The sequence below is a fragment of the Microcoleus sp. B5-D4 genome (assembly GCF_036705145.1).
Lineage (GTDB): Bacteria > Cyanobacteriota > Cyanobacteriia > Cyanobacteriales > Microcoleaceae > Microcoleus.
Genome location: NZ_JAUBTV010000083.1, coordinates 1 through 14,192 on the forward strand (window position 1 = coordinate 1; position 14,192 = coordinate 14,192).

Below are 14,192 nucleotides of genomic sequence, written 5' to 3' on the forward strand. Positions count from 1 at the left end.
CTCTACCCTAGTGGGTTACTCTACTGAAGCCTGGAATCCCCCCATTTCTAGGTTTCTCCAAAACGAATCGCACCTTGGATCATCCAGTCGATTTGCTTGTTGATGTCACCACCAGCGAGTAGAGATCGGTCTGTCCCCCAGCGTGAATTCCGGCGTGCCCCGCCGTATTTAAATTAAATTTTGCCTGCTTTAACCCTTTCGCCAAAATGTTCAACGCAGCATTGTGGTCGCGATCCAATATCGTACCGCAACCACAAATATGGGTTCGAGTTGACAGGGTTTTCTTGACTAGATTGCCGCAATTTGAACAGTTCTGAGAGGTGTACTGTGGTGGAACAGCAATGACTGTTTTGCTGTACACTTTCCCGAAATATTCTAACCATTGAGCAAATAGTGACCAGGCTGCATCGCTGATTGATTTAGCGAGCTTGTGGTTTTTAACCATATTCCGAACCTGAAGGTCTTCGTAGGCTACAAAATCGTTAGATTTTACCGCGCACAACGCCGTCTTTATGGCGAAGTCTTTACGCTGCCTGCTGACTTTCCGGTGTTTTCTTCCTAACTTGTTGATCGCCTTTTTCCGGTTCTTGGAACCTTTCTTTTTCCGAGAAACTCGCTTCTGCAATCTCTTCAAAGCTTTTTCACTCTTTCGGAGGTAGCGAGGATTAGGAACTGTTTCGCCGTCGCTATCAGTATAAAAGTGGTTCAATCCCACGTCTATTCCAATAACCTTACCAGTCGGAACAAGTTCCTCTTTCCGCTCCACGTTGATACAGAATTGGGCGTGGTAGCCATCGGCACGGCGCACAATCCTAATTCGTTTAATCTCATCAGGCGCATAAAAATGCAAATCCCGACTACCGATTAACTTGAATCTCCCAGCAGCAAATCCATCTTTAAATGTTAGGCATCTTTTGTCACTAGAAAGCGACCAACCGGACTGCTTGTACTCAACAGAGCGAGTATGTTTCTTGAACTGCGGGTATCCTTTTTTTCCTGGCTTCTTAGCTTTGCAGTTAGCAAAGAAACGCTGGATAGCAAAAATGGCACGTTCGGCGGAAGCCTGACGTGCCGTCGAATTAAGCTTGCCTGCCCATTCAAACTCTTTTGCCATAACGGCGCATTGTTTGTACAGGTCTACTAGCTTAATCCCTTGATTATCTATCCAATGTCTAAGAGTTTTGTTTCGCACAAATTGAGCCGTCCGAATCATGTTGTCGATGATTCGATACTGCTCCGCTTTGCCCTTCAACTTAAACTCTAATACTATCATTTCAATAGTCTACCACTATTACAGAAACTTTGATTTGCAAGTCTGTATCTTTAACGAATCTTCACAGTCTCTGTAATTAAAGCCGTCCTATAAGGACGGGGCTTTAGACCCAATTTCTTGGTAAAGTTTCCAGACATAGTACGGTGACTTGATAGCTAATTTCTTCATCCTGGCTTTTTGGGGGAATTAGTGATTCCCAATTGCATTGGGGTTGAGACTTTTCTGGCAAAGGAATTACCAACTTTAAGGCGGGCGAGGAAGAATTTAGAGGAGTATCATCTTCACCGGCCAGATATTTGGTTAAATGCCTTCGCAGAATACGTCCGGCTTTGGTCACGCATTTGCGGACGTTTTCTTCAGAGCATAGAAAGAGCTTGGCAATATCTTGATAAGATTTATTTTGGTAGTGGTATAAGACAAAAGTATCGCGGATTCTGGGAGGCAAGGAGTCAATTTTGTGGTGGATATATGCCTCCCATTCTAGGTTCATAATATTAGGTTCAGTAAATCCTAAGTTAGAATAAAGTGCTGGATAATCTTCAAGTTTAATCTCGTCTATGTTTTCAATTATTAGTGCATCTCGTTTCCTTTTTCGATGCAAATCTATGCAGAAGTTATAGAGGATTTTAGTTAACCAAGCTTTAGGACATTTAATTTGACTTCCATAGTTTTGCCATTCTGTCCAGGCTTTAAGCATTGCCTGACTCAATACTTCTTCGGCATCAAGTGGGTTTGAGTTCATCCACTTGAAGCAGCAATGGGAAAGATAATCTTGATGCGCCTGCCATTCTTCCCAAAAAATTGTATTTTTATCTTCAGTTTCATCCCACAGGATTGATGCCGCCACTGATTGAGAAGATGACCTGATTTTTTGAGTTCTATGGCTATTGCTTTCCATTTACATTTACAGGAGATTCCACATTTATGAAGTACACCCGCCTATCGTGAGCTTCCCCGTAGGGATACTCCAAGATCCCGTTGGTGTCAACAATCGCCTGAAAGCCTGTGATAAATCTCGTTTTTACCTGAGTCCAGATCCCCCTAAATCCCCCTTAAGAAGCAGGGCTGTTTCATTCTCGGTAGGGGCCGTGCTACCCCTACTCCCCGTGCCGGCCCTCTTGGTCTGATCTGCCGATCAAATCCTCTAGGTCGGGGGTAGGCAGGGGGGCACTACAAGAGTCAAAATTCATGTTTTTGGTGAGAATGAAACAGCCCTGCCTTAAGAAGGGGAGTAGGGGTTGACTTTGAGTAAGTTATTGTCCCCCCCTCTTCTTATCCCGAACTCAGGTTAATTAAGATTTAGCCATTTTTGAGCGTTAAGCCGCTGGACGACGCCAAACACCATGAGGTCTAGTGTTACCTTGCGCTCATCTATCAAAAAAGGCTCTAAAGTGCTGGTTTTGGTCTTATTTTCCGCGCAGGAAAATGCTCTTTGACTTTGAATATTTTCTTGAGGAAAATACAGGTTAAATTGGCGCTCTCCTTCTTGGAATTTACCAATTACCTGCCAGCAATCCCCGGCGGAACTCATGCCAAAAACGGGGAATTTTTGCTTGGTAAAACTCACCTCTAAATCCTTAACGCCCTGCTTAGTCAAAGCAGTTTGCAAAGCGGGCAAATAATCTTGTTGAATAAATTCCGCAAAGGGCTTGTCTTCAACAGCAGGTGCTTTTTCCTTTTTAGCTTTAGCTGGGGGCTTGTCGCCTTCGGCCTTGGCTGCGGGCTTTTTAGCAGCCGCTGGAGGCTTGTCAGTGCTGGGGAAGTCGCTTGTCTCGGCAGTGTCGGAACTCGGGGCGTTCTCGATCGACGCACTGGGAGTTTCCGATTCGCCAGCGGTAGGATTTTTCGGTTCTTCTGACATTAACGCTTCCTGGTAAAAGTGATTGGGTAAGGAGTTGGGATTTGAGCAAGCGGGCGATCGACTTTCTTGAGGGCACACATTTTATCGCAAACCAACCTGAGAGAATGGCTAGTCAAAAAAATTTGAACTGAAAACACTCTCACAGGGCGATCGCCCGCCAATATCACAACTCCTTTGGTTATTCTAAATCTCAGCGACAGCTCGTTCAATCAAACGGCGGGCGAGAGTTTGAACACCGGTGTGTTCGTAATAGTTGGTAGTCATGTCGAGGAATGCGCCCACGTAGTCTACCTTGTCAGCAGAAATATCTACAAAATTCTGCAAGTGGCCGAGTACGTTTTGGGGAGTCAAACCTCGATCGCTCACAAAAGAGCTCATCCAGCCGGAAACCGAGTTAAAGCTTTCGCCGATAAAGCCCAACTGGCCTGCGGGAGAGCCCCCTGGAATCATGCCGCCGATCGACTTGAAGACCGAATTATCTTGCAAATCGTTCGGGGAGAGCCTCTGAATCCAAGACTGAGTTGCCATGATAAAGTCCGGGCCCAGAGGAATCAAACCATCGAAACAAACCAAAGCAGCCATCCGCATCAGGGATTCGCCACCGTAGTCACCCAAGGAGGCGGCAAAATCGCCGATGCTGTCGCCGGGGATGCCGTTAATTTGGCAAAAAGCCAGCAACTCTGTGACTAACTTTAGAGAAAGGTCGATCGTTTGAGCTTTTTCCGGCTTGGGAGTGAGATTGCCGAGCATGGACAAAAACGGCACATTTTGGGAGACTTTGTTAGCGAGGGCGGCAGTGCCCAAAGCCTTGTCGGCACTGTCGATCGTTTGGTAGAGCCAGAGAGCGCGCTGGTAGCCCTCTGATTTATCGTTGTACAGGTAGATGGCCCGCTCGCCAATTTGCTGGATCAAATCTTCGTCTGTTTCGCCAGTAACGGTGCGAATGGTATTTTCAAAGCCAACTAAATTGTTCCACTCACCGGGAACCACAAAGTCAAGCGCTCGGAGGGCTTTGACAGTCATGTTGTCTTGAGGCAGTGTATCGACTAATTCAAAGACTGTTTTGCTCACAAAAAACTCCTTATGCTGGAACGAAAATCAAAGGTATTACTTTTGGCAGATTGCAAAACTTCACAGTCTCATTGTTGCAGACTTAGTTATGATTGCGCCAGACGGAAGTCGGGCGCGGAGTGTGACAAGAGACATTGCTACTTGACGCGGGCGAGGCCGCCGAGGTTAAATTTTGACAGCCAAGCTTCGCGATCGTTCGCGGTAAAAGAGGGATTGCGGGATTGAACTTTCACCTGATAGCGATTTGCCACTAAAACAGCAGTGATATTAGCACCCTGATTAACAGCGGGATAGCCGCTGATTTGCTTGGTACTTTGCTGGAATTTTGCACCGGCGCTGGGGTTGCCGGCGATGTCGTTAATCGAGAGCACCGCGACATTTTTACCGTCTTTGTTCAACTTAGCTTCAGCAAAACCGGATTTTTCTTGAGCAAAAACGCGATCGAATCCACCGCCAGAAGACGGGAAGTATTTATTTAACTTACCGCCCGCAACTGCCTTCTTGGGCAGGTTTTGATTACTAGCACTTGATTTATCAGCAGTTGTCTGCTGTGCTTTACCAGGTTTTTGGGTGCTTTCCTGCTGAGCTTTGTCCCAGCGTGATTCGGTTTGGGTTTGACCGCAGGCGGTCACTAACAGCAGTACCGAGATCAGGAATGGAGCTAAAATTCTGCGTGCGGGGGAAAATTGCATCGCTGTCTCCTCATTAGTAGGTTTCCATAACAATTGTGGCTCAGAATTTGGCAATTGGTGTTCCCCGATCGGATGATTTGTCTTCTTTGCAAAAAAATCCTCTACCTGCAGGCAGAGGATTTTTTTGCAATTACGAGTTTTGAAGGAAGAAAACTGAAAGATTGCTCCACAGATAAATTCTGGGGATGGGGGTAAAGAAACTAAGTTTTCGGATAGCCAGCAATCTCAAAACAATTTTTGGTGATTTTCCCTAGATTTATCTAGAAATTTCACAGCAATTGTTCCTCAATCCTCTTACTTCGGCTTTCCAACTTAGGTCTTACTTTAGGGGTAAGGATCAGGCGTCGCTTTCAATGTAGATAAACAACAAACCCATTACCACAACCGGCATCACCCAGGTAATTAGGGGAATCAAAATCCAAGGCAAGAAAGAGGCAGCGTAGGAACCTGTCATATCAAATTCTCCAAACTAAAGTTAGTGTGTTCCAACAGGGATATTTGGGAGTCGAGTCTAATTGTTGACTAAACCCCGGAAAATGGCATCAACGCCGTTAAAGTTTTCGAGTAAGAAGTAGGCAACAAAGACACCACCCATTCCACCAATGAAGAAACCCCCGGTAAGCTGGCTCCACCCCTCAGCATTTCTGAGGGAATCAGGGGTCATGGGATTAGCGCTAGGGTAGCTGGTGTTGTCTTGTTTGAAAGAGACTAAACCGTAAGCAGACATACCTAGTGTGCCCAGCAGAACTAAGACGAGGGCTGTATATAATCCCCCGAGATTAGCTGCTTCTGGATAATCCCGCAGGGGTCCGAAGACGATTTCGGGGCCGACGAGGAAATAACCGTGTGCCAAACCAATTTCTAGACCTCGAATTAGGGGCGAGAGTCCTTTGCGGTAGGCGGGCAAGTTCCCAATAAATGCTTTTGTGAAATCAGAAGCACTGATGGGGGTGGCTAGATGACCCGTGAAGGGGTCGCCGTTAAAGGGTTTAATAAGCTCTGCATCTCTGGGATCGGCCATATTCTCTTTTTCCTCGCTGTGCGTAAAAGTTGAGGCGTTCAAGTCATATTTTACGCAGGGAGGTGTTTCCTATTTACATAATTAACGGCGAGCTTTAGAAAAGTTCACTATTCTTTAGTTTTTGGAAGAATTTTTCTTTTGCCTCTTATACCAGAAAGCGAGTCGATCGGGCGACACTCCCAGGAAATAAGCGATGATTACTATTTGATTAATGGCGGTGGTGTGGATCACCCCAAGCTGCTGCCAGCGACGGGCGGAGGTCAGGACTGGCTGGGGTACTATTTCAATGCGACCTTGTTTTTTCAATCGGCGCACGAATTCAAAGTCTTCCATGAGGGGCAAGTCGGGAAAACCGCCGATTTGGTCAAAGGTAACTGCGTGGAGGAAAATAGCTTGGTCGCCGTAGGGCATTTGCAGAAAGTTCGATCGCCACTTTACCCCTGTTTCTACCAGCCGGAGGCTGAGACTGCGGGCGTCAATCTGGAGTTGAAAGGCCCCCGCTACAGCAGACGGGTTAGCTAGTACCCGACGCGCGCTATCGTCGTACCCGCGAGGCAACAGAGTGTCTGCGTGGAGAAACAGCAGGATATCTCCAGCAGCAGCGGCGGCACCTGCATTCATTTGAGTGGCGCGGCCTGGGGCGGTGGAGATAACTCGGACGCCAAAAGATTTTGCTATATCTGTAGTACCGTCGCTGCTGCCACCGTCAGCGACAATTATTTCGACATTTTGGGCCTCAAGGGCGGTGGAGATGACTGAGGCTATTGTAGGTGCTTCGTTTAAGACTGGAATGATAATGGAAATTTTGAGATTGGGATTTTCTGGCGACATACAGACTTAAGCAACCCGTGAGAGAGAGGGCGGGTTTTGTACAAAGCTGATTTTGCCCATTTCTGACCCCAGGCTCGCCCCTACATTTTGCCTTAAGGTGGGAGAGTTTGGTAAAAAACCAAGCTATTAGTTGCTCATTTTTTACACCTCGCCCGCGCCTACATTGGGCTTTCATCTGGCGGGGCGGGTTTTGTACAAAGCGGAGCTGTTAGTTGCTAATTTAGTTGGGAATTTTTGGCTTTTTCTCGCGCCTGGGACTATTGTCCCAAGCGCTGTCTAACTGCTACTGAGATTCAGCATTTGGTTAGACAAATACACTTACTATATTATGACCTTATGGTTTCACAATCAAGTAGTTTTATCTAATTAAATATGACAATTACTAATGCTTGAAAGAAATTAAATATAGTTTAGTTATTTCAACATATTAATATCTAAACCGAGGAGGTCTTCAGGTCGATCGATATCTGCAAGAGTGGGAAGATAAGCAATATTGAGGTCTAGCTTTTGGGCGATCGCCCGCGTACAAGCAAATACTTCACTGGTTCCCCAGTGAATGCCACCGAATAATTCCGGTATCGATCGCCGCAGCCCGATCAGATAATAACCTCCGTCTTTTGCCGGGCCCAAAACTAAATCGTGCTGGCTCAATTCCTCAAAAGCTTGTGCCATGATTTCTGCTTTCAAACCTGGACAATCAGTGCCGATAATTGCTGTTTTCTCAACCCCTGAATTAAAAGAGTTTTGAAACGCTGCTGTCATTCTTGCGCCCAAATCGCCCTCTCTTTGATTTTGACAAATAATATCACTTCCCAGCCACTCTTGCATCAGTTGTTGGCTGCCGCCGGCTCGGTGAATTTCTACCGATAATCGGCGGGATTTTTGGAGAGAGAGAGCGCAGGCGATCGTTCGTTGGGCCATCAAGCGGTGAAGGTTGGCAGCACCTGCTTTTCCCAGCACCGGAATAAGTCGAGTTTTGGTTGTTCCCGGTTCGGGATAGCGGGTGAAAACAATCAGTTTTTCGGACATCATTTATCGTTGTTTATGAGTTTTAAAGGCAGAAACCGCAGACGCGCACACGAAGAGAAGAGAAAGAGTGGACAACTGATTCACAGATTGCCGATCGATGTTGGTGGGTTAGGCGATGGCTTAATTTAATCCTCGCGCCCAACCCAGCATACAAGGTATTTACTGAAAAATAGCCAGCGGTTAGCTCATTTCTAGCATTCGTTGGATGGGCTGCAAGGCTGCTAGTTGAATATTTAGGGGCATGGTAATTTCAGGGGTTTGATTTTTCATAGCTAGATACAATTTTTCCAAGGTATTTAATCTCATGTGCGGGCATTCGTTGCAAGCACAACTATTATTGTTGGGAGGAGCGGGAATAAAGCGTTTGTACGGAGCTTGCTTTTGCATTTGGTGAATGATTCCCGGTTCAGTCGCGACAATAAAAGCTTGGCTGGAACTAGCTTGAGAATATTTGAGCAAAGCGGTGGTGGAGCCGATGTAATTGGCGTGGCGCAGCACGGGAGGTTCGCATTCTGGGTGGGCAATTATTTCGGCTTCGGGATTTTCGATTTTGAGTTGAACTATCTTTTTTTCTGAGAAGTTTTCGTGGACGATACAAGCTCCTTGCCATATCTCCATGTTTCTACCGGTTTGTTCCATGACGTAGCGGCCGAGATTGCGGTCTGGTCCAAAAATTATCGGCTGATTTTCGGGAATTTGGTTAACAATTTTAACAGCGTTAGAACTGGTGCAAATTATATCGCTCATTGCCTTAATTGCGGCGGTACAATTAATGTAGGAAATTACCAAATGTCCTGGTCGATCGGCTTTGAAAGCTGCAAAGGCTTCGGGAGGGCAACTGTCGGCGAGGGAACACCCAGCATTTAAGTCTGGCAACAATACTAATTTGTCGGGATTGAGAATTTTTGCAGTTTCGGCCATGAAATGAACTCCGGCAAAAACTATGACATCGGCGCTGGTGTTGGCGGCTTTGCGGGCAAGTTCTAGGGAGTCGCCAATGAAGTCTGCGATGTCTTGAATCTCGGAGTCTTGGTAATAGTGGGCGAGAATGACGGCGTTTAACTCTTGTTTGAGGGCGTTAATTGCTGCAAACAAGTCGTGGGGCAGTCGGGTTTGAGTAAAGTTCGGAGCAGGTGCGGTGGTAAACACAGTTAGAATATTCCGGGGAAGGTGGGGGGTTGACTCAAGTGTATTTTGAATTATAGTTGAATTCACCAAAAATGGTGGTAAGCGGCTGGTTGGGCTAGAGGTAGCAAATTTGCGATAGGTTAACCGACTGACTGGCAGTGGCAGGGAGATTTTTCCCTCCAAGAGTGGACTCAACTAAGTTTTTACCAGACGGGGTAATTTGAATGAAAGCTTTACCCCGCAAGACATTCACAGGTAAATGACAACCTTTACTCACGAGTATTTTGAGTAGCCTCTATTGACATAATTTATTTACATCGTTTAATGTAATCTACAGGTGATGTAAATATGTTGATTCCATACATCTATGTACTTTGAGGACAATCGCCAGTGGCAGGGAACTGCTGAGTTTCTGACAAAAGAACTACAACGACGGATTGAGCAGCTTGGGCTATCTGTGGAACCACCAGCCTTAAGAACTGTGCGATCGTGGAGATCCAAGCAACTCCTGTCACAGCCGAAAGGTCAAGAATTTCGGTTTCGGCAGATTTTAGAAGGACTGGGAACAGCACTTTTGCTCAAGAAAGGCTGGACACTGGCCGCGATCGCTCAAGTTTTACCCTCATTCCCCGACGCAACTTTGGAGCAACAAATTCTTGCCGAGGCTGATGGTCAAGACCCAACCTGGTTGCCACAAATGCAAACAACGACATTGCCATTACCCACAGGACACGCCAGCACGATCGATCTGGCTGAAGATACTGTTATATTGCTGGCCCAGGGAATTCTGCGGCAATACACAAGAATTCTCAATCGAGACATCGTTCGCCAAGACGATAGGTATATGCCATCGGAACTTTATCGGGCTATGTGCAAGTTGGGCAGGCTGTATATCGAATCCGGACAAAGCGATCGCGCCGCTTGCGTGCATACGGTTTTGGAACGTGCTAGATATCCCCTCAATAAGTGGGAATTAGATATTTTTTGTCACGCCGATTTTGACTCTGGTCAAGTAATTCTCATCGATCCAGACTTGCGAGTGCCAACCCCAGATTGTGCAGTAATTGCCAACAGTAAAGGTACTTTTGGCGAAGATAATATCATCGAACACCGCCTGTACCAACGGTTGCGCGACGCAACTGAACGATTGGGAATTCGCCGCCAGCACAAAGCTTATACGGCTTTGCGATCGCTATTTGGCAGCCGATCGCTCATCGGAGAACACCAACTCTTAGAGTATTTACGTGACAACGATTTAACCCCTTTACAGGGAATGATTGTTGACACCTTTTTTGATAGCGTGCCGGATGTCTGGTTAATTGACGGACACGCTCATCGCTGCGCGTATTGCGGTACGCTGATGCGCCCCTATCCCAATAAAGAACTTTTTCCCGATGGGCGATGTCCGATTCGCCAATGCCTCGGTCACAACTCCTCAACAGCAAAAGTTTCGGAGAAATTAGACCCAAACCAAGACCGATTGCTGATTGCCCAACCGCAAATTTTAACCTATTGGACTGGGCCGGCGATCGACGAATTAGCAATTTTTAAGGCCGCCATAAAAAACGGACTAGATGCCGAACTTTACCCAGAATCAGACCTATGCGATGTAGCAATTAACGGTCGCAATATCGGCATTGATGCTAAGTCATACACCAGTCCTGTCTCCCTTGCTTTGCGCCTCAACCGCACTGGCATCGGAGGGCTGAAGCACTACCGCCGCCGCATCATTGCCGTCAGCGACCAATTAATTGAGGAGCGGCCAGATTACCTCTCTACTTTCCAGTCAGCGCTCGATAAAAAAGGCGATCCTGCTACTCTCGAAATTCTGTCTGTTTCACAAGTCATACAGTTGTTAAAGGCTATCAAATATGAGAATTAAACCGGATTTCTGGACGGGAATAGATCGCATTTGCTGGCTGTGTGTCTTGATGGCAGAATTTATTGAGACTAATTCCCTAGAATATGCCCCTTTAACGATATCGGGAATGGCGAGTATCATCAATGCACCCGCGTTGACAAAAGCCCGCCAAGCCATTTTCAATATGCGCCTGATGTCGCTGGCTTACGTGACAGAACAGTCAGTGAAACACGCCGTTGCTATTTATAACGATCGCCACTACCGCAACAAAACTCAAGGAACCTATAAAATTAACTTAGAAACACTTCACTTTCAACGCACAGACCCCCTAGAAGACCCTTTAATTGCCCAAGCACGTCAAATTCTGGGCCAGCCTTTGGCACACCAATTTTACAGCGCCACCTTTGCCGATCCCCGCCAGCAAATGGCCGTTGCTTTAGGTGAAGAAACAACAGCCGCGAGAGTGCCAATTGGGCCGATCGCAGCCCCACTTGCGCCGCGCCGCACTCATTCCCTCGATCGCGCCCCGAAAGCAAAAATCCGCATTCCCCTTGCGGAACTGTACGAGTTAGCAGTTGAGATGGATGAACGCGAAGCAAATCACCCTGAAAAAAGACGGGGGAGCTGGGTACAACGGTTTGAACATTTTGCACTTAAGGTGCCAGAAATTGGTAAGGGTTTGCGGGAAGAAACAGTCATCGAATTAGAAGGCATCAAGCACTTAATTGGACTGCCTGGATCGGGCAAAACAACTTTGCTCGTATTGATAGCTGTATGGTTGGGAAAACGCGGTTATAAAGCGATGTTTGTGTTTCCCTCCATTGAAGTTGCTAGACAGTACATGGCAGAACTAGCATTTCACGAAATTAAAGTGGGAATGCTAGTCGGTCAAAGCGATGGAACTCGCCGCCGACACGCTAACAATATTGCCGAGGCGATCGCAGCATCAGGGGGAAATGGCGGCTTTGGCTATAGTTTGGAACAGGCAGAAACTTTTGGCTTAAATTGCGTCTTGCCAGCTTTTTCAAGTGCTGATACTTCGATGTGGGGATTTGGTTATGCACCCTGCCAGGAAATTTTACAAAGCGGTGGCAAAAAAGGGCAGATGAAAAAGTATCTTTGTCCGGTTTGGACGATGTGCGGCCGCAACAAAGCACCCCGCGATTTGCTAGATGCGGATATTTGGGTCGGCCACGTTCTTTCAATGGATACTGAAGTTCCACCCCATGCCATTCGCGATCGCATTCGTTATTTTGAATTAATTGCCCGGACATTCGATGTCGTAGTTTTTGACGAAGCAGATATGGTGCAATCAAATCTGGATGCTTACGGTGCTGCAACTTTAAAGCTTTCTGGTGCCGCCGATTCTATCCATTTAGTCATTCAAGAACAAATTCACAATCGTTTTGCTCGTGGCGAAAATTATCGATTGTTCGATCGAGATGTAGAACTTTATAGCCGCGATCTAGCAGAATTTGGCAATCACAACACATCATTAATTACTGCCGTTCAAAATATGCCCTCATCGCCAGTCGGCAAACGCTATGAGAATCAGTTATTAACCGTTCTGAGAATAGTCAGCGATTTGTTGGATGGCTTTGAGAAAACTTCTAAACGCGATCGCCTTGACGAAGAGGAAGTCAAACAGGGATTTAGCAAAAGTCGAGCCTTGAAAGAATTCTGGGAAACGGCTGCTTACCATGCTTTTTACGATCGCACTGGCATTGAACCGCACGATCGGCTAAACATGGATCTGTGCGCTCAAAGGCTGGGAATAAACGCCGACACGCTCAAACAGCAATGGGAAACTCAAATTCTTTATTTTCGTCGTTATTTAGCGGAGAATCTGATCGAACGGCGCGATAAAATAGTCAAAAAAATTGCCGAATTGTTTTTGCCTTTGTGTTTTAAGGATGGCACTGCATCAGGCGAAGCTCAGGATACGATTACCTTACTTGTTTGCGTTACTTTCGTGATTTTAGGCTATCAGCGGATCGTACCGCAAACTAGAACAATGGTAGCAGAAGGACTGATTCGGGAACCGATTGTCGAATCAACGGCAACACCGGAACTGCGACAACTGATTCCTGAGAATATTTTAGGGTCTTTTTCTGGGGTAAAATACAGTTTCCAATCGGCACAAACTACTCGAAGTCAAGCCCAAAATGTGGAACTGTCTTATATTATTTTTGTGGGCGCGCCTCGGATGTTAATGCACCGTTTTCATCAGTTATTTGAGGCAGATGGCGAACGGTCGGGGCTGGCAGTTTTAATGACTTCAGCTACCTCATTTCTCGAAGCAAGTCCTGCTTATCACATTAACTCTGGGCCGGATTATCTGCTCAAACCGCGCCAAACAGAACGGGAGCCCAAAAAGAGCTTTTACCGCTTCAAATGGCTGCCCGATCGCGAATCGCGCGATGAACCTCTCCGATATAGCGGTGCAGGCGAACTGCGCGATCGCAATTTAGAAAAAATGGTAGACGCGCTGGTACGCGGAGGAAACCAGAAATCTGAAATTTACAAATCCATCCGCAACTTTGACCTGCAAAAGGGTATTTACCGCAAAGCGGCCTTAATTGTTAACAGCTACGAACAAGCTCGCACCATTAAGAAATTTATCAACGATTACCATCCAGAAATCGGCAAACGAACCAAAGCAGTTGTTAATCTCCTCAAACACGGAGAGCAACCAACTGATTTCGTTACCACTGCCCAGTGCGAGGCTTTAGGAGATGATGAAACTTGCGATATTATCATTTTTCCAATGTTGGCAATCGGTAGAGGTGTGAATATTGTTTTCACTAAAGGCATCAGGAAACTCGATGCAGCTATTGGTACAATTTATTTCCTCACCCGTCCCCATCCCACGACTGACGATACGCAACTGTTGTACAGCCTAGCCGGAAAAGCTACCCAAGAATTTGACAGTCGAGTTTTTACTGAAGCAGAACACTTGCCAGCAATTTCTAATGCTTGGAAAAAGTCGAGAAAACAACTCTGGAAAACGGCGAACCGGCTGTTGCGCGAACCTCTCATGGCTAGCCGTTTGGGTGAAGATTTATTTAAACCGTTTACGGCAAATCAGATGGTGGGAATTTTGCAAACTATCGGGCGCGGGATGCGAAATGGGTGTCCGGTACAAGTTTACTTTGTCGATGCAGCTTGGGCTATTAAATCCACTGAAGATAAACCAGACTCCGGGCGGGACAGTATGCTTGTTCAGATGCGAATTATTTTAGAAGAATGCCTCAAGCATCCCGATCCAGTGATTCGAGAAATTTATCAAGAACTTTACGGTGCATTTCTCGATCCCCTGCGGCGCATTGATGGCGTAGTTTACCCGCCAAGTTTACGGAATTCAGAAGGTTTGACAGAGGAAGAAGACGATTTTGATGATTTTTCACCTTTATTGGAGATGTAAC

General features: G+C 46.4%; 12 protein-coding genes. 2 read left to right on the forward strand and 10 right to left on the reverse strand.

Translation table 11 applies throughout. The features are described 5' to 3' along the window. Nucleotides 1-79: 79 nt before the first annotated feature. The 10 genes from QUB10_RS27420 to nadA all read right to left on the reverse strand — a co-directional run bounded on the left by QUB10_RS27420 (nt 80) and on the right by nadA (nt 8,927). Nucleotides 80-1,273: a transposase gene (locus tag QUB10_RS27420; protein ID WP_333206351.1), complete on the reverse strand. Its 1,194-nt coding sequence runs from the start codon at nt 1,271-1,273 to the stop codon at nt 80-82. Between the two features lie 103 nt (nt 1,274-1,376). Further along, on the reverse strand, nt 1,377-2,120 hold the full coding sequence (locus QUB10_RS27425; RefSeq protein WP_333206352.1) for a sigma-70 family RNA polymerase sigma factor: 744 nt from the start codon (nt 2,118-2,120) through the stop codon (nt 1,377-1,379). A 441-nt stretch (nt 2,121-2,561) separates the two neighbouring features. Beyond that, nucleotides 2,562-3,134: a DUF2996 domain-containing protein gene (locus QUB10_RS27430; protein WP_333206353.1), complete on the reverse strand. Its 573-nt coding sequence runs from the start codon at nt 3,132-3,134 to the stop codon at nt 2,562-2,564. A gap of 183 nt (nt 3,135-3,317) precedes the next feature. Further along, nucleotides 3,318-4,205 (reverse strand): hypothetical protein, encoded by an 888-nt coding sequence (locus QUB10_RS27435; protein WP_333206354.1) that lies wholly within the window; start codon nt 4,203-4,205, stop codon nt 3,318-3,320. A gap of 137 nt (nt 4,206-4,342) precedes the next feature. Then, nucleotides 4,343-4,897 carry a hypothetical protein gene (locus QUB10_RS27440; protein ID WP_333206355.1) on the reverse strand — a complete coding sequence of 185 codons (555 nt, stop codon included), beginning with the start codon at nt 4,895-4,897 and terminating at the stop codon, nt 4,343-4,345. 337 nt (nt 4,898-5,234) lie between these two features. Beyond that, nucleotides 5,235-5,351: a photosystem I reaction center subunit VIII gene (locus QUB10_RS27445; protein WP_333042098.1), complete on the reverse strand. Its 117-nt coding sequence runs from the start codon at nt 5,349-5,351 to the stop codon at nt 5,235-5,237. 57 nt (nt 5,352-5,408) lie between these two features. Then, nucleotides 5,409-5,918 carry a photosystem I reaction center protein subunit XI gene (locus tag QUB10_RS27450; RefSeq protein ID WP_333042100.1) on the reverse strand — a complete coding sequence of 170 codons (510 nt, stop codon included), beginning with the start codon at nt 5,916-5,918 and terminating at the stop codon, nt 5,409-5,411. 114 nt (nt 5,919-6,032) lie between these two features. Further along, nucleotides 6,033-6,749: a TIGR04283 family arsenosugar biosynthesis glycosyltransferase gene (locus QUB10_RS27455; RefSeq protein ID WP_333206357.1), complete on the reverse strand. Its 717-nt coding sequence runs from the start codon at nt 6,747-6,749 to the stop codon at nt 6,033-6,035. A gap of 414 nt (nt 6,750-7,163) precedes the next feature. After that, entirely contained in the window at nt 7,164-7,781 is a 618-nt protein-coding gene (locus QUB10_RS27460; RefSeq protein WP_333206358.1) for a TIGR04282 family arsenosugar biosynthesis glycosyltransferase, read from the reverse strand. Nucleotides 7,782-7,958: 177 nt separating this feature from the next. Next, complete coding sequence (nadA, locus tag QUB10_RS27465; RefSeq protein WP_333157251.1) at nt 7,959-8,927, reverse strand: quinolinate synthase NadA; 969 nt, start codon at nt 8,925-8,927, stop codon at nt 7,959-7,961. Nucleotides 8,928-9,273: 346 nt separating this feature from the next. Between nadA and QUB10_RS27470 the strand changes: the two genes are divergently transcribed. Next, a complete protein-coding gene (locus QUB10_RS27470) occupies nt 9,274-10,788 on the forward strand; it encodes a restriction endonuclease-related protein (protein WP_333206359.1) in 1,515 nt (504 codons plus the stop codon). Further along, complete coding sequence (locus QUB10_RS27475) at nt 10,778-14,191, forward strand: pPIWI_RE_Z domain-containing protein (protein ID WP_333206360.1); 3,414 nt, start codon at nt 10,778-10,780, stop codon at nt 14,189-14,191. The genes QUB10_RS27470 and QUB10_RS27475 overlap by 11 nt, the downstream gene beginning before the upstream one ends. The last annotated feature ends 1 nt before the right edge of the window (nt 14,192 follow it).